The following is a 19,080-nucleotide window of genomic DNA, read 5'->3' as shown; positions in this document are numbered from 1 at the left end:
GTCCTCGTCTCAGCCCGCGACCGGCGCGAGCAGCTCGTAGGGCCGCGAGTGGGCGTGGGTGCCCACCAGGGCGTCGACGTCCACCACGTCGGTGACCTGGCCGCCGACGACGGCGACGAAGGTCGCCCCGTTGGCGGCGTCGCCGGTGCGGCTGGCGCTGATGTTCTCCTCGACGATGTCGACGATGCGGTCGACGACGAGGCCGATCTGGCCGCCGGGGCCGGAGCAGACGACGACCTCGAGGAGGCCCTCCTCGCCCCGGGCGATCGGCGTGGGGGTGCCGATGCCCGCTGCGGCGGCCAGCGGGACGAGCGGGAGGAGCTCGCCCCGGTACTGCACGACCGGGCCCTGCGAGCTCGACTCGACGTCGCGGCAGGCCAGCTGCTCGAGGCGGGCGACCGTGGACAGCGCGACTGCGGCCCGGTGACCGCCGCCGACGTCGACGACGAGCACCGTGTCGCGCTCGGCGGCCACGTCGGTGCCGAGCTCGTCGACCGCGTCGGACAGGCCGTCGGCGCCCTCGGTGACGATGTGGGCCCGCTGGGCCAACCCGAGCACGTCGAGGATCAACGCCACGCGGCCGTCGCCCATGGTCGTCGCACCGGCGAAGACGCCGAGCTCGCTGACCTGGGTCCCGAGCGGCTTGACGACGATCTCCTGGGTGTCGGTGATCTCGTCGACGACGAGGCCGAACCGGCGCCCGTCGGCCTGGAGCACCACCATGTTCACGGCAGGGCGCTCGGCGAGCGGGACGCCGCCGAGCTGCAGCTCCGTCGCCAGGTCGACGACGGGCAGCAGGCGGCCGCGGAGGCGGTGCACCGGCGCGCCGTGGATCCACTCGATCTCGGTGCCGAGGCGGGCGCCGTCGATGCGCACCAGCTCGAGGAGGCTCACCTGCGGGATCGCGAAGCGCTCCTCCCCACAGCCGACGACCAGCGCCGGGATGATCGCGAGCGTCAGGGGGATCTTGATGCGGAAGGTCGAGCCCTGGCCCCGCTCGGTCGTCACGTCGAGCGTGCCGCCGATGCGCTCGATGTTCGTCTTCACGACGTCCATGCCCACGCCGCGGCCCGACACGTTCGTGACCACCTCGGCGGTCGAGAAGCCGGGCAGGAAGATGAGGTTCACGAGCTCGCGCTGGCTCATCGAGTCGAGGGCGTCGGGCGTGATGAGCCCGCGCTCGACGGCCTTGGCGCCGACGCGGGTCACGTCGATGCCGGCACCGTCGTCGGCGATCTCGATGATCACCTGCCCGCCCTCGTGGAAGGCGCGCAGGGTCAGGCGGCCGTCGGGCGACTTGCCCCGCTCCCGCCGCTGCTCGGGCGTCTCGATCCCGTGGTCGACCGAGTTGCGGACGAGGTGGGTGAGGGGGTCCTTGATCGCCTCGACGATCGTCTTGTCGAGCTCGGTGTCGGCACCGTCCATCTCGATCTGGACCTGCTTGCCGAACGAGTGGGCCAGGTCGCGGACGACGCGGGGGAACTTGTTCCAGACGTTGCCGATCGGCTGCATCCGGGTGCGCATGACACCCTCCTGCAGCTCGGTCGTGATGTGGTTCAGCCGCTGGGCCGGGACGGTGAGGGACTCGTCGTCGGCGGCGCCCGACAGCTGCACGATCTGGTTGCGGGCGAGCACGAGCTCGCCGACCAGGTTCATCAGGTCGTCGAGCAGCCGGACGTCGACGCGGATGGTCGACTCCGACAGCGCGGCGCCCTTGTGCTCCGACTGGGTGTTCAGCGCGGCCTCGACCTCCTCGGCGGCGACGACCCCGTGGTCGACGAGGATCTCGCCGATGGGTCGCTCGTCGCCGAGCGCCTGCTCGCTGATGGCCAGCTCGACGTCCTCGGGCCGGACGCCGGCCTTCTCGACCAGCAGATCGCCGACGCGGGGCGGCGGGGGCGGGGTGCTCTCGGCGGGGTCCTGGAGGCGCTGCAGCTCGGCCACCAGCTCGGGGTGCTCCGACTCGCCGTCGCCGCCGGTGCGCTCGATCATGACGAGCATGGCGCGCACCGCGTCGACGGCGCTGAGGAGCACGGTCGTGATCTCCGGCGTGACCGCGAGCTCGCCGTCGCGCAGGGGCGACAGGAGGTTCTCCGCGGCGTGGGCGACCGACTCCAGGTGCGCGAACCCGAGGAACCCGCAGGTCCCCTTGATCGTGTGCATCGTGCGGAAGATCGCGGCGAGCGTCTCCGGGGACGCGTCGTCCTCGAGCGCCAGCAGGTCCTGGTCGAGCTGGTCGAGGGCCTCGTAGCTCTCGACGAGGAACTCGCCGACCACCTCGTCGATCATGTCGTCATCCATGCCGGTGTCCTTCGGGGCGATGCTGTCCGTGCGTCACGGGGCCTGCGGTCGGCGGACCGCCGGGCCGGATGAGACTTCGACCGCCGGTGGCACCCAAGTGGGGCCGAACGTCCTACTGTCCGATGTGTCGCCCGACACGCCGACCGAACTGGAGCCTCCCGTGACCCGCATGCCCGCCGTCTCGCTCGTCGCCGTCCCCGGCAAGAAGGAGCGCAGCCTCGACATGGCCCGGGAGATCGAACGTCGAGGCTTCTCGGGCATCTACTGCCCGAGCATGGGTGACGCCATGGGCCTCTCCCAGGGGATCGCCCACGTCACCTCCACCATCGAGATCGGCACCGCGATCCAGCCGATCTACCTCCGCCACAGCTCCGACCTCGCCACCCACGCCGGCACCATCCAGGAGATCTCCGGCGGCCGGTTCCGCCTCGGCATCGGTGTGAGCCACGGCCCGGTCACCCGCCGCCTCGGCGTCGACACCGGGCGCCCGCTGTCCGACGTGCGCAGCTACGTCGAGGGCCTGCGGGCCGCCGAGCGCCAGGCCGGTGCGCTCCCGCCGATCGTCCTCGCCTCGCTGCGGGACAAGATGGTCCAGCTGGCCGTCGAGGTGGGCGACGGATCGATCTGGGCGAACGCGTCGCTCAGCCGCATGGGCCACTCGCTGTCGCTCGTCCCCGACGAGCGCCGCGACGCCGGGTTCTTCGTCGGCAACATGATCCCGACCGTGATCGACGACGACGTCGAGGCCGCCCGCGCCGTCAACCGCACGACGCTCACCGGCTACGTCGCGCTCCCCAACTACCGGAACTACTGGAAGGACGCCGGCTACGAGGAGGAGATGGCGGCCATCGAGGACGCGCTCGAGCGCAAGGACCGCGAGGCGATCCCGGGCCTCATGACCGACCGGTGGCTCGACGACTGCACGCTCTCGGGCCCCGTCGGCCGGGTCCGCGACGGCGTCGAGGCCTGGTTCGACGCCGGGGTGACGACGCCCATCCTCGTCATGTCCTCCACGAAGGGCGGCCAGTTCGTGGCCATCGAGGAGCTGTTCGCGGCCTACGCCTGAGGACTCGCAGCACCCCCGCTCACAGCAACAGGGAGCGGGTGACCTCCACCAGGTCGCCGGTGCGCTCGAGCACCTCGCGCTGGCGCGCCGCGCCGGTGCCACGCTCCACGATGCGCCGGGTGCCCTCCTCGACGCGCTCGGCGTCGGCGTGCTGCTCGAGCCCCGGTCGGGCCCAGTCGAGCAGGTGCTCGACGACCTCGGCGGCGGGCCGGAGGCGCACGAAGAGCGGGTCGACGAGCTGCTCCTCGAGCCCGAACCGCGCCGCTCGCCACATGGCGGCGTCGAGCACCGACCGCTCGTGCGGCACCGAGATCCCGGCGGAGCCGAGCGCCGTCGCGGCCATGCCGCGGATCAACCCGCTCACCGCGACCACGTCGTCGAGCTCGGTCATGGTGTCGCAGGGCCGCACCTCGAGGGTCGGGTGGCGGAGCGAGGGCCGCGCGTACCAGTAGAGGTTCGAGGCGTCGGTGATGGCATCGACCTGGACGAGCTGCTCGACGGTGCGGTCGAACGCCGCCCGATCCTCGACGACCGGCGGGAACCCCGCCGTCGGCCATCCACCCCACATCTCGACGCGGTAGGCGCTGTAGCCGGTGTCGGCCCCCTGCCAGAACGGCGAGCTGGCCGACAGGGCCACGAGGGTGGGCAGCCAACCGAGCAGCTGGTTCATGACCCGGATCTCCTCCGACCGCTCGCCGAGCCCGAGGTGGACGTGGCAGCCGCAGATGATCTGGCGGTGCGCGAGGTGCCGGTAGCGCTCGGCGAGCTCGGCGTAGCGCACGACCTCCTGGTCGACCTCCTGCTCGCGCCAGCCCGACACCGGGTGCGTCCCCGCCGCGAGCACCCCGAGCCCATGGGCGTCGGCGACCTTGGCCAGAGCGGTGCGCTGGCGGTCGAGCTCGTACCGCAGCTCGTCGAGGGTGGCGCAGACGGGCGTCGCCGTCTCGATCTGGCAGAGGATGAGCTCGCTCGTGACGACCGAGCCGAGAGCCTCCCCCGCCTGCTCCACGAGCTCGGGCGTGCGGCACGCGAGGGCGCCGGACTCTCGGTCGACGAGGAAGAACTCCTCCTCCACGCCGAGGGTGATGTGGGGGTCGTGCATCGGCCGGCTCTACCCCCGCCCCGACCTCGCTACCCTCCGCCGGATGGCGACCCGTGACCCACGTCCACCGATCATCGGGATCACCACCGCCCCGACCACCCACGTGCCGGCGATCCTCGGCATCCCCCGCCCGCTGCAAGCGCTCGACACGTCCTACCTCGACGCCGTCGCGCGCGCCGGCGGCGTCCCCGTGATGCTCCCGCCCTCCCCCGCCGCGGCCGTGCCGGCGCTGCTCGACCGGCTCGACGGCGTCCTCCTGCCGGGCGGCGGCGACGTCGACCCCGCCCGCTACGGCGAGGAGCGCCACCCCGAGACCTACGGCGTCGACCCCGCCCGCGACGACCTGGAGGTGGCGGTCGTCGAGGGGGCGCTCGCCCGCCGGCTCCCGCTCCTCGCCATCTGCCGCGGGCTGCAGGTCCTGAACGTGACGCTCGGCGGCTCGCTCCTGCAGCACATCGACGGCGAGCAGGGCGACGTCCACCGCGACGTCGAGCGGTGGGACGCGCCCGGCCACGCCATCACCTTCGCCGCCGGCAGCTGCGTCGCCGAGGTGCTCGGCACGACGGAGCTGCACGTCAACTCGCTGCACCACCAGGCGGTGGCCCGCCCGGGCACCGGCGTCGAGGTGGTGGGCCGCGACGAGCACGGCGTGGTCGAGTCGATCGCGGTCGACGGCCACCCGGAGGTGCTCGCCGTGCAGTGGCACCCCGAGCTGCTGGCGGGCCACGAGCCCCACAGCCGCCTCTTCGACTGGCTCGTCGAGGCCGCCGCCGGCGATCAGTCGTAGACCGCCTCGATCGACCAGCGGCCACCCTCGAGCACGAGCAGCCACGCCGCGCCCCCCTCGACGACCACCTGGAAGCGGGCTCGCCGGCGGTGCCCCGCCTCGTCCCACCACCGCTCGTCGACCGGCCACGGGCCGGCCCACCCGACGACGTCGCGCCACTCGGGCTCGGCCTCGGGCCCGCGCCGACGACGGACACCCACCCGTGACGGGGGCGCGGTGACGAGGCCCCGCCCGCTCACCCCCACCGACCGCCCCTCGGCGTCGACCACCTCGATCCCCCGCGGGAGGTCGGTGAGCACCGTGGCCGGGGCGGGGGGCGGCAGCCGTCCGGGCCAGGGGGCCTCCACCCAGGACGGGTCGGTGGCGGGTCGGGGCGAGGTGAGGTCGACCGACGCCGCCGGGACGAGGGCCACCTGCCGGGCCGGATCACGGCCGCCACGCCACTCGGGCACCCGGACCGCCTCGGGCCCGAGCATCGCCTGCACCCGGGCCAGGGCCCGCGCCGCCCGCTCCCCCTCGGCCGACTGCCCGCCCCAGAAGCCGAGCTGGCGCCCGGCGGCCACCCGGACCTCCTCGGGCGCGAGGGCCAACCGGGTGATGCCCGCGGTGGGGCGAGCGACCGCCGAGCCGGTGAGCCACCCGTCGAGCTGCCAGCGGACCCGATCGGCGATCGCCCCGGCGGACAGGGCACCCTCGTGTCGCCAACGGCGCTCCAGCACCTCGCCGTGCTCGGTCTCGGCGCGGATCGCGAGCAGCGAGCACGCCAACCCGACCCCGTCCAGGCGGTCGTGGAGCTCGTCGGCCAGCGACTTGGCGACGAACGCCGCGTGGTCCACCCGTTCGACGGGCGGGTCGAGCTCGGCGGCGGCTTCGAACGAGGGCGGCACCGGCCGCGCGTCGGGCGGTCGCTCCTCGAGCCCCGCGGCGAGCCGGTGGGCCCGCTCGCCGTCGACGCCGAAGCGCGCGACCACGTCGGACCGGGGCAGGGCGGCGAGGCTGCCGAGCGTGCGCAGCCCGAGGCGCTCGAGCACGTCGACCAGGGCGGGGGCGTCGAGCAGCGCGACCGGCAGCGGCGCGAGGAACGCGGGCGACCCGCCGGGCGGGACCAGGCGGGCGGCGCGGCGACGACGGCGGGCGGCGATGCCGGCGGCGAAGGGGCCGTCGGCGGTGCCCACCCGCACCTCGCCGCGCTCGTCGAGGACCGCGGCGACGGCGGCCTCCACCACGTCGATGAGGGCGTCGTCGCCCCCGTGGTAGCGGGAGGGGCCGCGGGTGGCGAAGGCGCAGAGCCCGGGCCGGGAGATCTCGATGAACGGCGTGATCTGCTCGACGGCGGCGACCACCGGCTCGAAGGCCCGGGCGTCCCGCGCCGGGTCGTGGTCGTGGACCGTCAGCTCGGGGCAGCGGGACTGGGCCTCCCGCCGCCGCTGCCCCCGCGCCACCCCGAGCGCACGCGCCGCCGGCGACGCGGCCACGACCCGGTTGGCGTGCAGGACGGCGCCCGGCTCGTCGGGCGCCACGCCGGCGGCCACGACCGGCCAGTCGAGGCACCACACGACCGTGGTGCGGGTGGCCCGGGTCACCAGCGCCTCACCGCACCGGGCGCAGGGCCCGCACGGTCGAGGGTTCGAGCGCCGCCACGCCACCGCCCTCCGCCGGGAGCCACACCTCGGTGGTCCGGGGCCGGGCCGCGTCGCGCCGCCCTTCGGCCCGCAGCCGCACCCGCCGGGCGCGGAGGTGGCCGTGGCCCCGGCCGATCCCCTCCCACCGCCCGGCGTCGACGGTGAGGGTCAGGTCCGGCTCGGTCGGCCAGTCGACCCCGATCGGCAGGAGCACGGCGCCGCGCTCGCGGGCCCGGGCCTCCAACCGCCGCGCGTCGCCCGGCCGGACCCGCGTGGGACCGATGACGACGAGGTCGACGGCGTCCACGAGGGCCGCCACGACCTGGGACCACCGGCCACGGTCCGGGGTGGCGACCACGGCCAGGCGGTCGAGGGCCACACCCAGCTCGGCGGCGGCGACGAGCCCCAGCGTGGGCAGGCCGACCACCGCCACCCACGACCCCTGGCCCGACGCCTCGGCGACGGCCGCCAGGGCGAGCGACGTGGCCGCCCCTCCCTCGCCGTCGGCCCGGAGGGCGACGACGCTGCCCCGCCGCAGACCCCCGCCGGGCAGGACCGGCGCCAGGGCGTCGACCACGGGCAGGACCTGGCGATCGGCGAGGGTGACCGGGCGGACGCGCTCGTCGAGCGCGCGCAGTCGGGCCAGGCGCTCCTGGACCTCGGCGGTGGGCTCGGCGAGCGGGTCGGTGACGGCCACCGCGCGAGTATCGAACACACGTTCGACACCCGCAAGCGGGGCGGGGGTCAGCCCTCGGCGCCCTCGGGGACGACGACCTCGACGCCGGGGCGGTAGTAGATGTACAGCCCCTCGATGATCTCCTTCAGACCCGAGGCGTCGCGGTGCTCGTCGAGCTCGATGGTGATCACGTTGTTGTAGATGTGGACGGCGTCGATGCCGCCCCGCTCGAGCAGGTCCCGGGCCAGGCGGTCCGGCGGGCGGTCACCCTCCACCGGGGTGCCGGCGACGTAGCGCTCGTGGCCCATCCCGGTGAGGTTGCGGTTGATCTCGAAGCGGACCGTGCCCGGAACGCTCGACGGCTTCTCGATGACGCTGATCGGCTGACCCATGGTGGGCCGGATGGTAGTCCGGGACCTCGCTCAGCCCGACATCGCCGGACGCGACGGCGGCGCCACCGGCCAGCTGCGACGCAGCCCCCATGCACCGAACCCCGCGACCACGAGGGAGCCGAGCATCAAGACGGTGTGGACCACCTTGAACCCGGCGTCGTGGTGCGGATCGACGAGGATGCCGATGCCCTGGACGAGCCAGACGACCGTCGTCCAGGCGACGAGGAGCGTGGCGACCGTGCGACCCCACTCCGGCACGCCGGCGCCGGCGCGCCAGCCGTCGTCGGCCCGGTGGGCGGCCTCGCGCCAGTTGCGGTTCCGGCGCCCCGACCAGCAGGCGGTGAGCAGCGCGACCCCCATCAGGACGAACGACAGGGCCAACCCGAGGCGGAACGAACGTCCGAACCCGGAGAGGGCGTCGTCGCCGACGACGTTGCGGATCCGCCCGATCCACATGGCGATGCTCAGCGTGCCGAGGGCGACCAGCGGCCAGGTCCGCTGCCACCAACCGGGGACCGGAGCGGAAGGTGCCATGCCCCCGGACGGTACCGCTCCCCCCTCGGACCCGTCGAAACGCGAGCTGCCCTCAGTCGAACAGGCGCCCCTGGGCGGTGGCCGGCTCCACGCGTCGGATGCCCGACCAGCAGAGGCCGTCCATGAACGCCCAGCTGCGGCGGTGGATCGACGTCGGCCCGTAGCCGGCGAGGGCCAGCTTGTGGCGGGGGCACGGGTATCCCTTGTTGGCCTCGAAGTCGTAGCCCGGGAACGACGGCGCCTCGGCCCGCATCAGCCGGTCGCGGCTGACCTTGGCGAGGATCGACGCCGCGGCGATCGACAGGCAGGTCGCGTCGCCCTTGACGATCTTGCGGGTGCGACCGCCGCCGACGAAGTCCCAGTTGCCGTCGATGAGCACCTGGTCGGGCGCCACGCCGAGCCCCTCGATGGCCCGCCGGGCCGCGAGCCGCTGGGCCTCCGACATCCCGAGCGCGTCGCACTCGTCGGGCCAGACGTGGCCCACCGCCCACGTGACGCACCACCCGGCGATGCGGTCGAAGAGCGCCTCGCGCTCCGGCTCGGTGAGCGCCTTCGAGTCGCGGATCTTGTAGACCCGGCGGTCCTTCGGGACGACGGCGGCCCCGACGGTCAGCGGGCCGGCCCAGGCACCTCGTCCCACCTCGTCGACGCCGACGACGACGTCGTGCCCCGCGGCCCACATCTCCCGCTCGACCGCGAGGGTCGGGGCACCCGAGCGGATCGCCTTGCGCAGGCGGGGCGCGGTGGTGGCGGTCACCGCGGCGGCTCGATGGCGGCGACGGCGTCGAGCTCGTCGGCGTCGGGCTCGGTGCCGAAGAAGGCGTCGAGCAGCTCGCCGGCGACCTCCTCCGAGGTGAGCCGCAGGCCGAGCGCCAGGACGTTGGCGTCGTTCCAGCGACGGGCACCTGCCGCCGTGGCGGCGTCGGTGCACAGCGCGGCGCGCACGCCCGGCACCTTGTTCGCGGCGATCGACACGCCGGTGCCCGTGTAGCAGCAGACGACGCCCCGCTCGGCGGCGCCCGAGGCGACCGCGTCACCGACCCGCCGCCCGGTCTCCACCCACGGCGCCCCGTCGGCGACGACGTCGACCTCGTGGCCTCCGGCGCGCAGGCGCTCGACGATCGCCGCGGTCAGCGGGGTGACCTCGTCGGTGCCGAACGCGACCTTCACGGCCCCCGAGCCTACGCTCGCCCCATGGCACGTCAGGTCTCGGTCGTCCCGCACACCCACTGGGATCGGGAGTGGTACCTGCCCTTCCAGACCTTCCGGGCCAAGCTCGTGGGCCTGCTCGACGAGCTGCTCCCCCGCCTCGAGCGGGACCCGTCCTACGCCCACTTCCTGCTCGACGGGCAGATGGCCGTGGTCGACGACCACCTGGCGATCCGCCCCGAGGCCGAGCCCGTGCTCCAGCGCCTGGCCGCCACCGGTCGCGTCGCGATGGGCCCGTGGTACGTGCTGATGGACGAGTTCCTCGTGTCCGGCGAGACGATCGTGCGCAACCTCCAGGCCGGCCGGCGCCGGGCCGACCACTTCGGCGGGGCCATGGAGGTGGGCTACCTGCCCGACATGTTCGGCCACGTGGCCCAGATGCCACAGATCCTGCGCCAGTTCGGGCTCGAGCACGCCGTCGTCTGGCGCGGGACGCCCTCCGCGGTCGACCGCACCGGGTTCTGGTGGCGGGCACCCGACGGGTCCACGGTCCGGGCGGAGTACACGCCGCAGGGCTACGGCAACGGCGCCGCCCTCCCCGACGACGCGAAGGACCTGGTCGAGCGCATCCGCGAGTTCGACGAGACCCACCGCGCGCTCATCGGTGACGCGCCGGTGCTCTGGATGAACGGGACGGACCACCAGGTGCCGTTCCCGACGCTCGGCGCGGTCGTCGCCGCGGCGAACGAGCTCCAGGACGACTACCAGCTGGTCGTGCGGTCCCTCTCCGACCACCTGGCCGCCGCGCCCACCGAGGGTCTTCCCACCTGGGAGGGCGAGCTGCGCTCCGGCTCCCGCGCCAACCTCCTCATGGGCGTGGCCTCCAACCGGGTCGACGTGAAGCAGGCGGCGGCCCGCGCCGAGCGGGGGCTCGAGCGCCTCGCGGAGCCGCTCGCGGCGCTCGTCGAGGACGCCGGCCTGGCGCCGTGGCCCCGCACGCTGCTCGAGCTCGCCTGGCACGAGGTGATCCTCAGCTCCGCGCACGACTCGATCTGCGCGTGCTCGATCGATCCGGTCGTCGACGCCGTCCTCGTCCGTCTGCGCGAGGCCACCGACGTGGCCCACGCCGTCGTCGACGCCGGGCTCCACGCCATCGGCCAGGCCCTGGCCGCGCCCGGGGTGGTCGTCGTCAACACCGTCGCCCGACCGCGCGCGGGACTGGTCGAGCTCGACCTGCCGGGGACGGCTCCCGACGACGATCCCCGCCTCCAGGTGCTCGACGAGGTGCCGGCCCGTTCGCTCGCCCTCCGCGTCACCCGGGCCGACGCCCCGACCGTCGTCGAGCGGGAGCTCGACATCCACCTCGGCGTCCACGGCGTCGAGATCGACGAGGCCGCCGACGGGACGCTCGACGTCACGATCCACGCCGATCCGGCCAACCGGTCGGCGCCGACCTACGGCTGGGTCGCCCGCCAGCTCACCTCGCTCGCTGCGGCCGACCCCGACGCCGAGGTCCGCATCTGGGTCGAGCAGCCACCCCGCCACCGCGCCCTCGTCCGCACCCCCGAGGTGCCCGGCCTCGCCTGGGCGCCGTGGTCGCCCCGTGGCGACGTCGACCCGGTCACGGTGGCCGCCGACGGGCTTCTCCTGTCGAACGGGTCCGTCGTCGTCGAGATCGACCCCGCCGACGGCACGTTCGCGCTGGACGGCCACCGGGGCCTCGGCCGCCTGGTCGACGACGGGGACGAGGGCGACACCTACAACTACTCGCCGCCCGCCCGGCAGTCGGTGGTCGACGCGCCCACCGAGGTCGTCGTCGAGGTGCTCGAGCGTGGTCCGCTGCGGGCGCGCGTGGCGATCGACGCCCGCTACCCGTGGCCGGAGCGGATCGACGACGGCGCGCGCGTCGGCGAGGTCCCGACAGCGTTGCGCACGACCCTGGAGCTGCGCGCCGGGGAGCGATTCGTCCGCATCGCCACCTCGCTGGAGAACCGCAGCCGCGACCACCGCCTCCGCGTCCACCTCCCCCTGCCCGAACCGGCGGCGACCTCCCAGGCCGAGTGCGCGTTCGCGGTCGTCGAGCGGGGCCTCACCGCCGAGGGCGGCCCCACCGAGCGCGGCATCCCGACCTTCCCCTCACGCCGGTTCGTGCGCGCCGGCGGCCTCACCGTCGTCCACGAGGGGCTGCTCGAGTACGAGCTGGTCGACGTCGACGGCGACCCCGCAGCGCCCGACGCCCGGGCTCGCACGCTCGCGCTGACGCTCCTGCGCTGCACCGGATGGCTGTCGCGCCCACCGATGGCCTACCGGCCGCTCCCGGCCGGACCGGTGGTCGAGACCCCCGGCGCGCAGGTGCAGGGCCGCCACGAGCTGCACTGGGCCGTGAGCGCCGCCGACGTCGACCCCTACGTCATGGCCGACGACGTGCTCGTCCCGCTGCTCGTCGCCCGCGGCGACGGCGGCGGGCACCTCCCCGATCGCCACCAGCTGCTGTCGACGTCCGGGGCGGAGGTGTCCGCGGTCCTCGGCGGGGCGGAGCGCACCCGGGTCCGGGTGGTCAACCCGTGGACCGAGGCGACGGAGGTCGACCTCGGCGACCGGGCGGCGTGGATCGAGGACCTGCGCGGCCAGGTGCTCGAACGGGTCGACGGCACGTTCACGCTCCCCGCCGGACGGATCGCCACCCTCTCGCTCGACCCCCGGTCCGGGGATCAGCCGAACGACTGACCCTCGGCCGGACCCGGGTCGACCGGTTCCGCGGCAGGTGCCGTCGCCGGGACCTCGACGTGGGGCGGCACGGCCAGGAGCGCCTCGCCACGGACCTCGGTGGTCGACCAGTCGGGATCGAGGCCGGGCGACCGCAGCGTGACCGGACCGTCGGCGTGGCGCTCCAGCTCCCACAGGAGGGCGGGGCGCTCGCCGTGCCAGCGCACGGCGTAGGACAGACGACCGTGGTCCGTGGGCAGCCCGTGCACCTCGAACCCCGCCCCCAGCCAGGCGTCGGGCAGCACCGGGCACAGCAGCAGCCCGTCGTCGACGGCGACGGCGAACAGGTCGAGCACCAGGTCGACGACCGCGGCGGTCGCCCCGACCGACCACCCGGCGCCCGCGGCACCTCCACCGCTGCGGGGGTGGACGAGCTCGGGCCAGCCGCGGCGGGGACCAGCGGCGTCGACCAACCACCGCAGGTGCTCCCGCGCAGCGCGGTCGCCACGTCGCAACGCCACCTGGGCGCGACGCGCCGTCAGCTCCGGCGACAGCGCGGCCCCGAACGTCCGGGCGACCACCGCCCCGTCGTGGACATCGAGCACGTCGGTGGCGGACGGTGGCCCGTCGACGGCGCCGAGCGCCGCCAGCACGACGGCATCGGCCACCGGGAGCGTGGCGGCGTCGACGGTGAGGTCGGCGGCGCGCCGGCGGATCTCGGCCGCGGCGTCGGCCTGGCCGACGCCGTCGAGCGCGACGGCGGCCAGGCGGCTGCCGAGGGCGAGCCACGCCGTCGTCGCCGGATCGGGCTGGTCGGCGCTGCGCCGACCGAACCGACCGGACGCCGGCCGGTGGTGCGCGCCAGCGGCGACCTGCCCGGCGACCGCGTCGAGCAGGGCGTCGTCCCGCCCCAGCTGCCAGTGCCACCCCGCGGCCGCCAACGCCGCGCCGGTGGCCGTCGGGTCCGGGTCGGCGCCGCCGAGCCGCCCGCCCGGCCCCTGACCGTCCGGGAGGGACGCGACGATCGCATCGGCTTCGTCGTGGAGGCCGCAGCGGTCGAGGGCGCGGACCACCGTCGCCGTCGTCCGGGTCCCGGCCGGGGCCGACAGGGAGCGACCGGTGCTCGCGAGGAGGAGGTCCGCCCGGGCCGCGGCGAACGTGGCCGCGACCTCGGCGTCGGGGATCTCGACGCGCGTGCCACGGTCGGCGTGGGTCCGCCAGCCGCGCGCCACGGCGTCGGGCGGCGGGACGGCCGTCGGCCCGGGGCCGGACGGGTCGACCACGTCGAGCGGCAGCAGCAGCCGCACCGTCGCGGTGTGGGCGAGCGGGACGACCATGGCCACCTGGGCCAGGCCGTCGTCGCACCGCACCGTGAGCTGGGTCGCGGCCGGTGCGTCGCCGGCGAGCACCACCTGCGCCGCGTCCCCGTCGGACCACGACCCGCCGGCGAGCCGCGCCGCGGGCCTCGGCAGCCAGGCGGCCAGGCGCCCGTCGACGAGCAACCGGTCCTCCCGCACCTCGATCGAGCCCACGGCCACGGCACCGTCGGGTCCGTAGGGCCGCACGGACAGGGCGAGCGCCACCGGCACCCGCGTCGCGTTCTCGACCTCGACCGCGAGCACGTCGCCGACCGCCGCGTCGTTGAACGCCCAGGCCCGGTGCACCACGTCGCCGCCAGGCACGCGCATGGCCGTCTCGACGACCGGCGCACCCTCGAGGCGGGACTGGCGGACGGCCACCTCGCGGCACGGCACGTGCCAGCGGTCGTCGGCGCCGACCCACCAGTCGAGCGACCAGCCGCCCGGGTGCGGCGTCACGAGCCCCCGAGGATCGACGGTGGCGACGTGCGCCGAGCCGAGGGTCCCCACGGGGATGCGCTCGCGGTGCGTGACGTTCGCGACCCGCTCGACCGCGGGCGTGGCGTCGGGGCCGCCCGGGTCGGTCTGGCGCTCGAGCCAGAACGGCAGGACCCAGTCCCCCGCCCGCTCGGCGAGCCGTCGGGCGAGGGCGTCGGAGGCGGCGGGACGAGTGGCGCGAGGCATGAGACCGACGATGCTACCGACGGTCCTCCGTGGGCCCGAATCCGCTGGTCAGCGCCCGCCCGGGTCGAGCCCGTACACCTCCGGCCGCCGGCTGCGGGCGAGGAGTGACCGGTAGGCCTCGATCGCCGTCTGCTCCCCCGCGCAGACCGACGCCACGCTGCGGGCGATCGGCATCTCGACGCCGTGCTCCTCGGCCAGCTCGACCGCGACGGGCGCCGCCTTCACCCCCTCGGCGACCATGTCCATCTCCGCGACGACGTCCTCGAGCGACCGGCCCCGGCCGAGCTGTTCGCCGACGTGGCGGTTGCGGCTCTGGGGGCTGATGCACGTGGCGATGAGGTCGCCCATGCCCGCCAGGCCGGCGAAGGTCATCGGCTCGCCACCCATGGCCACACCGAGGCGGGTCAGCTCGGCCAGGCCCCGGGTGATCACCGCGGCACGGGTGTTGTCGCTCGCGCCGATGCCGTCCGCGATCCCCGAGGCGATGGCGATGACGTTCTTCAGCGCGCCGCCCATCTCGGCCCCGACGACGTCGGTGTTCGTGTAGACCCGCAGGTTGTCGGCCCCGAAGATCGGCTGGAGCGCCTCGGCCATCGACACGTCGGCCATCGCCACCACGGTGGCGGCGGCGTGGCCGGCGAGGATCTCCTTCGCCAGGTTGGGGCCGGTGAGGACGCCGACGGGGTGGCCGGGCGCCACCTCGGCCACCACCTGGCTCATCCGCAGCCGCGTCGACTGCTCCAGGCCCTTGGTCAGGCTGATGACGGGCACCCACGGGCGCAGGTGCTCGGCCACCTGCTCCATCGTCGACCGGAAGCCGTGCGACGGCACACCCATCACCACGAGGTCGGCCCCGCCCACGGCCTCCGCCATCGAGGACGTGGCGCGGAGGTCGGCGTGCAGCGGGTGGTCGGGGAGGTAGCGCAGGTTGCGGTGCTCGCGGTCGATCTGCTCGGCGACCGCCTCCTCGCGGGCCCAGAGGATCGTCGGCGCGTGCGCGCAGATCAGGTGCGCGACGGTCGTCCCCCAGGACCCTGCGCCGACCACGGCGACACGGATCTCCATGTGCCGACTGTACGCTCGCGTCGGATGAGCACGCTGACGGGGGTACTCGTGCCGGTGAAGTCGTTCGCCGAGGCGAAGGTCCGGCTCGCCCCTGCGCTCGACGAGGCCACCCGTGCCGCGCTGGCCCGCACCATGGCCGGCATCGTCGTCGCCGCCGCCGCACCGCTGCCCGTCGCGGTCGTGTGCGACCACCCCGAGGTCGCCGACTGGGCCCGGTCGGTGGGCGCCGAGGTGTTCTGGCGCCCGGAGCGGGGCCTGAACGGCGCCGTGGCCGACGGCGTCGAGCGCTACGCCGCCCGTGGCGTCGAGCGCGTGATCGTCGCCCACGCCGACCTGCCGCTCGCCGTCGACCTCGCATGGGTGGCCGAGGCCGAGGGCGTCACGCTGGTCCCGGATCGGCGCGAGGACGGCACGAACGTCATCTGCGTCCCCGCCGGCGTGGGGTTCACCTTCTCCTACGGCGCCGGCTCGTTCCGACGCCACCTCGACGAGGCCGTCCGCCTGGGGCTCCCCCACCGCATCGTGCGCGAGGAGCGCCTCGGCTGGGACGTCGACGTCCCCGGCGACCTCGACCTGCCCGCCGAGCTCGGCATCCCCGCCGGCATGGCGGTCCGCGGCTCGTGACCGACCCGACGGGCACGCCCCGCCGCGCCCTGGCCATCGCCGCCCACCCCGACGACGTCGAGTTCCAGTGCGGCGCCACGCTCGCCAAGTGGGCCGCCGACGGGTGCGAGGTGAGCCACCTGATCTGCACCGACGGCTCGAAGGGCTCCTGGGAGCCCGAGGACGACCTCGACGCCCTCGTCGCTCTCCGCCAGCGGGAGCAGCGTGCGGCCGCCGCCGCCCTCGGTGCGACCGGCGAGGTCGTGTTCCTCGGCTGGCCCGACGGCGAGCTCGAGGCCGGCCTCGTCCAGCGGGCCCAGGTCGCCGAGTGGATCCGCCGGCTGCGCCCCGACGTGGTGCTCGGCCACGACCCCTGGAAGCGGTACCGCCTCCACCCCGACCACCGCCACGCGGGCTGGCTCGCGGTCGACGGCGTCGTCGCCGCACGGGACCCCCACTTCTTCCCCGAGCACGACGTGGCCCACCACCGGCCCTCGGCCCTGTGGCTGTTCGAGGCGGACGAACCCGACCACGTCGAGGACGTCACCGGCTTCGGCGAGCGCAAGGTGGCCGCGCTGCTCGAGCACGTCAGCCAGTTCCGCACGACCATGTACATCGATCCCGACGACGACGGCACCCAGCGCGACGCGTTCGGCCGTCGCGTGCTCGACGGCCTGGCCGAGATCGGCGCGGCCGCGGGGTTCGCCGAAGGCGAGCGCTTCAAGGTCGTCGCACCGCTGTGAGGTCCCGCCCGTGAACGACGAGCCACGTCCCGCCACCGGCACGCCCGGCGAGGCGCCCGACATCGCCGACGGCCGCTACGACATCTTCGTCGTCGACGCCGACGACGCCCCCGACGTGGGCGACGACGCCGTGCGACTCAGCGTCACCGTGCTCGCCGGCCCGCACAAGAGCCACGTGCTCGACCTGACGGCGCGCGGGCTCGGCTGGTCGAGCATCGACCTCATCGGCATGCCCGGCACCCTCGTCGTCACCGACGGCCAGCCGTCCGTCACGATCGACGACTGAGCCGCGGCCGGACGACGACCACGACGAGCGCGCCGACCAGGACGACCAGCACGGCGCCACCGACGACCAGCGGGGTGCGGTCGGCGTCGTCCGTGCTCGAGGCAGATCCCGCGGCGAGCAGGTCGGTGGCGTCGGACGCAGCGCCGTCGGAGCTCGTCACGTCCTCCTCGGCAGCCGCGGGGAGGGCCGTGGGGATGCCGGCGGCGATCGCGAGGTCGCGCAGCTCCGGGACCTCGGCCGGATCGACCAGGTGAACCGGTGTGCAGGGGCTGAGCGTCACGGGGCTGGTGCTCTCCTGGGCGACGGGTAGGGCGACGTGCTCGCCGACCTGCCACGTCGGCACCCCCCAGCCGTCGTCGCGCGCATCGACCTGGACCGTCGCTGGCGTGGTCTGGTCACCGAGCACCAGCGCCACGTCGATCGAGAACCGCATCGAGTCGTCGCCCGGGCGGCCTCCCGTGGGCTCGGCGGCGACGACCTCGCCCACGACCACCCGTTCGTAGAGGTCGAAGAACGCGTCGCCCTCGGTCATCTGCTCCGTTCCGGACGCGACCGCACGGGGCGACGTGTCCGGATGCCCGACGCAGTCGAGCGCGGCGACCGGCGCAGACGACGCCACGGTGGCGACCACCGCGAGACCGGTGGCAAGGAGGATGGATCGTGCGGCACGCGTCATGGTCCTCCGACGCCGGCGAGGCCCGCGCGGTTCCCCGTTGCGAATCGAACACATGTTCGATAGCATGAGTCCATGTCGGCGGACACGGCGGTGCGAACCGAGCGGATCGGTGCGTTGGTCGTCCAGCTGGGCGATGCCATCGACGAGCTCGCAGCCCACGAGCTCTCGCTCGACGACGCACCCGCGCTGTCCCACGCGCTGCTCGACCTGATGCGCCGCGGCTCGCAGCTCGAGACCGTCACCGCCGAGGTGGGGGCGCAGGTCGACAGCTCCACGGTCTGGACCGACGACGGCTCCCGTTCGTGCGCCGCCTGGCTGTCGCGCGCCACGGCTCGGCCACGGCACGAGTGCGCCACCCTCCTGCGACTCGGCCGGGCCGTGCGCACGATGCCCCACGTGGCGGCGGCGTGGCGCCGAGGTGCCCTGTCGACCTGGCACGTCGAGCAGCTGGTCGCTGCGGCGCGGAAGGTCCCCGGCGCGTTCCCCGACGCCGAGCGGTGGCTCGTCGCTCGGGCCGACGAGCTCGACGCCGACGGGTTCGCCCAGGTCGTGCGGCACTGGCGGCTCTGGGCCGCGCCCGACGACGCCGAGGAGGACGCCGTCGATCGCTACCGCCGTCGGCGGCTGCACCTGTCCCCCGGCCTCGACGGCACCGGCTTCATGGACGTCGAGTTCGACCCCGTCGGGTTCGAGACCTTCAGCACGGCGCTCACCCGTATCGAGCACGAGATGTGGGAGGAGGACTGGGCCGACGCCCGCCGACGGCTCGGCGACGCTGCCACCCGCTCCGACCTCGCCCGCACCGACGCCCAGCGCCGCGACGACGCGCTGATCGAGATGTCCCGCCGTGCGTCCTCCACCCCTCCCGGGTCACGCCCGCCGGCCCCGCTCGTCACCGTCCACGTCGACCACGAGACGCTGACGGTCCGCATCTGCGAGCTGAGCAACGGCACGCAGCTCACGCCCGGCGAGGTGCTCCCCCTGCTCACCGCGGCCGACATCGAGCGGGCGGTGTTCGACCCTGCCGGACGCATCATCGACCTCGGCCGCCGTTCCCGCCTCTTCGTGGCCGGCACGCGACGTGTCGTCGAGATCCGGGATCGGGCCTGCACCCACCCCACCTGTCGGGTGCCCGCCGAGCGGTGCGACGTCGACCACGTGGTCGAGTGGCAGGCCGGCGGCAGCACCAGCCCCGACAACGGCCAGCTGCGCTGCCCGAGCCACCACCGCGAGCGCCACCGACCGCAGGCCCGGCGCCCACGCCGCCGCCGGCGTGACGGGTCGGGCGGATCCGGGTCGGCCGGCGACGAGCCGCCGGAACCCTAAGGTC

Annotated in this window: 18 protein-coding genes; 7 read left to right on the top strand and 11 right to left on the bottom strand. The window is 75.0% G+C overall.

Going from position 1 to position 19,080, the window contains the following annotated elements:
* Positions 1-9: 9 nt before the first annotated feature.
* Positions 10-2,301: a chemotaxis protein CheA gene (locus GH723_RS06320; RefSeq protein WP_153758862.1), complete on the bottom strand. Its 2,292-nt coding sequence runs from the start codon at positions 2,299-2,301 to the stop codon at positions 10-12.
* A 169-nt stretch (positions 2,302-2,470) separates the two neighbouring features.
* Here GH723_RS06320 and GH723_RS06315 point away from each other — a divergent pair, with 169 nt between their 5' ends.
* Positions 2,471-3,367: an LLM class flavin-dependent oxidoreductase gene (locus GH723_RS06315; RefSeq protein WP_229023248.1), complete on the top strand. Its 897-nt coding sequence runs from the start codon at positions 2,471-2,473 to the stop codon at positions 3,365-3,367.
* 19 nt (positions 3,368-3,386) lie between these two features.
* Here GH723_RS06315 and GH723_RS06310 read toward each other — a convergent pair whose 3' ends face one another.
* Positions 3,387-4,469, bottom strand: coding sequence for a carboxylate-amine ligase (locus GH723_RS06310; RefSeq protein ID WP_153758860.1), 1,083 nt, complete (start codon positions 4,467-4,469; stop codon positions 3,387-3,389).
* A 43-nt stretch (positions 4,470-4,512) separates the two neighbouring features.
* Between GH723_RS06310 and GH723_RS06305 the strand changes: the two genes are divergently transcribed.
* Positions 4,513-5,256: a gamma-glutamyl-gamma-aminobutyrate hydrolase family protein gene (locus GH723_RS06305; RefSeq protein WP_195210570.1), complete on the top strand. Its 744-nt coding sequence runs from the start codon at positions 4,513-4,515 to the stop codon at positions 5,254-5,256.
* Here the strand turns inward: GH723_RS06305 and GH723_RS06300 are convergent.
* Genes GH723_RS06300 through GH723_RS06275 form a run of 6 tightly spaced genes read right to left on the bottom strand, consistent with a single transcriptional unit; the run spans position 5,247 to position 9,650 of the window.
* Positions 5,247-6,839 carry a Y-family DNA polymerase gene (locus GH723_RS06300; protein WP_153758858.1) on the bottom strand — a complete coding sequence of 531 codons (1,593 nt, stop codon included), beginning with the start codon at positions 6,837-6,839 and terminating at the stop codon, positions 5,247-5,249. The two genes, GH723_RS06305 and GH723_RS06300, sit on opposite strands and share 10 nt — an antisense overlap.
* Before the next feature lie 7 nt (positions 6,840-6,846).
* Positions 6,847-7,575 carry a P-loop NTPase family protein gene (locus GH723_RS06295; RefSeq protein WP_153758857.1) on the bottom strand — a complete coding sequence of 243 codons (729 nt, stop codon included), beginning with the start codon at positions 7,573-7,575 and terminating at the stop codon, positions 6,847-6,849.
* A 47-nt stretch (positions 7,576-7,622) separates the two neighbouring features.
* A complete protein-coding gene (locus tag GH723_RS06290; RefSeq protein ID WP_153758856.1) occupies positions 7,623-7,946 on the bottom strand; it encodes a hypothetical protein in 324 nt (107 codons plus the stop codon).
* Positions 7,947-7,976: 30 nt separating this feature from the next.
* Positions 7,977-8,480, bottom strand: a complete 504-nt coding sequence (locus GH723_RS06285; protein ID WP_153758855.1) for a hypothetical protein — start codon at positions 8,478-8,480, stop codon at positions 7,977-7,979.
* Between the two features lie 52 nt (positions 8,481-8,532).
* Positions 8,533-9,237, bottom strand: a complete 705-nt coding sequence (locus GH723_RS06280) for a ribonuclease HII (RefSeq protein WP_229023116.1) — start codon at positions 9,235-9,237, stop codon at positions 8,533-8,535.
* Positions 9,234-9,650 (bottom strand): RpiB/LacA/LacB family sugar-phosphate isomerase, encoded by a 417-nt coding sequence (locus GH723_RS06275; protein WP_153758854.1) that lies wholly within the window; start codon positions 9,648-9,650, stop codon positions 9,234-9,236. Before GH723_RS06275 ends, GH723_RS06280 begins: the two co-directional genes overlap by 4 nt.
* Before the next feature lie 24 nt (positions 9,651-9,674).
* On the opposite strand from GH723_RS06275, the gene GH723_RS06270 reads away from it, so the two are divergent.
* On the top strand, positions 9,675-12,356 hold the full coding sequence (locus tag GH723_RS06270; protein ID WP_153758853.1) for a glycoside hydrolase family 38 N-terminal domain-containing protein: 2,682 nt from the start codon (positions 9,675-9,677) through the stop codon (positions 12,354-12,356).
* Here the strand turns inward: GH723_RS06270 and GH723_RS06265 are convergent.
* Together GH723_RS06265 and GH723_RS06260 are read right to left on the bottom strand one after the other, a co-directional pair.
* Positions 12,341-14,377: a hypothetical protein gene (locus tag GH723_RS06265; RefSeq protein ID WP_153758852.1), complete on the bottom strand. Its 2,037-nt coding sequence runs from the start codon at positions 14,375-14,377 to the stop codon at positions 12,341-12,343. The two genes, GH723_RS06270 and GH723_RS06265, sit on opposite strands and share 16 nt — an antisense overlap.
* A gap of 48 nt (positions 14,378-14,425) precedes the next feature.
* Positions 14,426-15,442, bottom strand: a complete 1,017-nt coding sequence (locus GH723_RS06260) for an NAD(P)H-dependent glycerol-3-phosphate dehydrogenase (RefSeq protein ID WP_153758851.1) — start codon at positions 15,440-15,442, stop codon at positions 14,426-14,428.
* Positions 15,443-15,466: 24 nt separating this feature from the next.
* On the opposite strand from GH723_RS06260, the gene cofC reads away from it, so the two are divergent.
* From cofC to GH723_RS06245, 3 genes are read left to right on the top strand one after another with little or no spacing between them, the layout of a single operon-like run.
* Entirely contained in the window at positions 15,467-16,066 is a 600-nt protein-coding gene (gene cofC / locus GH723_RS06255) for a 2-phospho-L-lactate guanylyltransferase (RefSeq protein WP_153758850.1), read from the top strand.
* On the top strand, positions 16,063-16,788 hold the full coding sequence (locus GH723_RS06250) for a PIG-L deacetylase family protein (protein ID WP_153758849.1): 726 nt from the start codon (positions 16,063-16,065) through the stop codon (positions 16,786-16,788). Before cofC ends, GH723_RS06250 begins: the two co-directional genes overlap by 4 nt.
* Before the next feature lie 10 nt (positions 16,789-16,798).
* Positions 16,799-17,074 carry a hypothetical protein gene (locus GH723_RS06245; RefSeq protein WP_153758848.1) on the top strand — a complete coding sequence of 92 codons (276 nt, stop codon included), beginning with the start codon at positions 16,799-16,801 and terminating at the stop codon, positions 17,072-17,074.
* Here the strand turns inward: GH723_RS06245 and GH723_RS06240 are convergent.
* Positions 17,058-17,750 carry a hypothetical protein gene (locus GH723_RS06240; RefSeq protein WP_153758847.1) on the bottom strand — a complete coding sequence of 231 codons (693 nt, stop codon included), beginning with the start codon at positions 17,748-17,750 and terminating at the stop codon, positions 17,058-17,060. The two genes, GH723_RS06245 and GH723_RS06240, sit on opposite strands and share 17 nt — an antisense overlap.
* A gap of 72 nt (positions 17,751-17,822) precedes the next feature.
* Between GH723_RS06240 and GH723_RS06235 the strand changes: the two genes are divergently transcribed.
* Complete coding sequence (locus tag GH723_RS06235; protein WP_153758846.1) at positions 17,823-19,076, top strand: HNH endonuclease signature motif containing protein; 1,254 nt, start codon at positions 17,823-17,825, stop codon at positions 19,074-19,076.
* Positions 19,077-19,080 lie beyond the last annotated feature (4 nt).

The sequence above is a fragment of the Actinomarinicola tropica genome (assembly GCF_009650215.1).
Classification (GTDB): Bacteria; Actinomycetota; Acidimicrobiia; order Acidimicrobiales; family SKKL01; genus Actinomarinicola; species Actinomarinicola tropica.
The sequence above is the reverse complement of the archived record's forward strand: the minus strand, read 5'-3'. Positions and strand labels throughout refer to the sequence as shown.

Excerpts from the sequence above, each read along its gene's own strand:
- GH723_RS06320 (WP_153758862.1), bottom strand. The coding sequence starts at position 2,301 with ATGGATGACGACATGATCGACGAGGTGGTCGGCGAGTTCCTCGTCGAG.
- GH723_RS06315 (WP_229023248.1), top strand. The coding sequence starts at position 2,471 with ATGCCCGCCGTCTCGCTCGTCGCCGTCCCCGGCAAGAAGGAGCGCAGC.
- GH723_RS06310 (WP_153758860.1), bottom strand. The coding sequence starts at position 4,469 with ATGCACGACCCCCACATCACCCTCGGCGTGGAGGAGGAGTTCTTCCTC.
- GH723_RS06305 (WP_195210570.1), top strand. The coding sequence starts at position 4,513 with ATGGCGACCCGTGACCCACGTCCACCGATCATCGGGATCACCACCGCC.
- GH723_RS06290 (WP_153758856.1), bottom strand. The coding sequence starts at position 7,946 with ATGGGTCAGCCGATCAGCGTCATCGAGAAGCCGTCGAGCGTTCCGGGC.
- GH723_RS06285 (WP_153758855.1), bottom strand. The coding sequence starts at position 8,480 with ATGGCACCTTCCGCTCCGGTCCCCGGTTGGTGGCAGCGGACCTGGCCG.
- GH723_RS06270 (WP_153758853.1), top strand. The coding sequence starts at position 9,675 with ATGGCACGTCAGGTCTCGGTCGTCCCGCACACCCACTGGGATCGGGAG.
- GH723_RS06265 (WP_153758852.1), bottom strand. The coding sequence starts at position 14,377 with ATGCCTCGCGCCACTCGTCCCGCCGCCTCCGACGCCCTCGCCCGACGG.
- GH723_RS06260 (WP_153758851.1), bottom strand. The coding sequence starts at position 15,442 with ATGGAGATCCGTGTCGCCGTGGTCGGCGCAGGGTCCTGGGGGACGACC.
- cofC (WP_153758850.1), top strand. The coding sequence starts at position 15,467 with ATGAGCACGCTGACGGGGGTACTCGTGCCGGTGAAGTCGTTCGCCGAG.
- GH723_RS06240 (WP_153758847.1), bottom strand. The coding sequence starts at position 17,750 with ATGACGCGTGCCGCACGATCCATCCTCCTTGCCACCGGTCTCGCGGTG.
- GH723_RS06235 (WP_153758846.1), top strand. The coding sequence starts at position 17,823 with ATGTCGGCGGACACGGCGGTGCGAACCGAGCGGATCGGTGCGTTGGTC.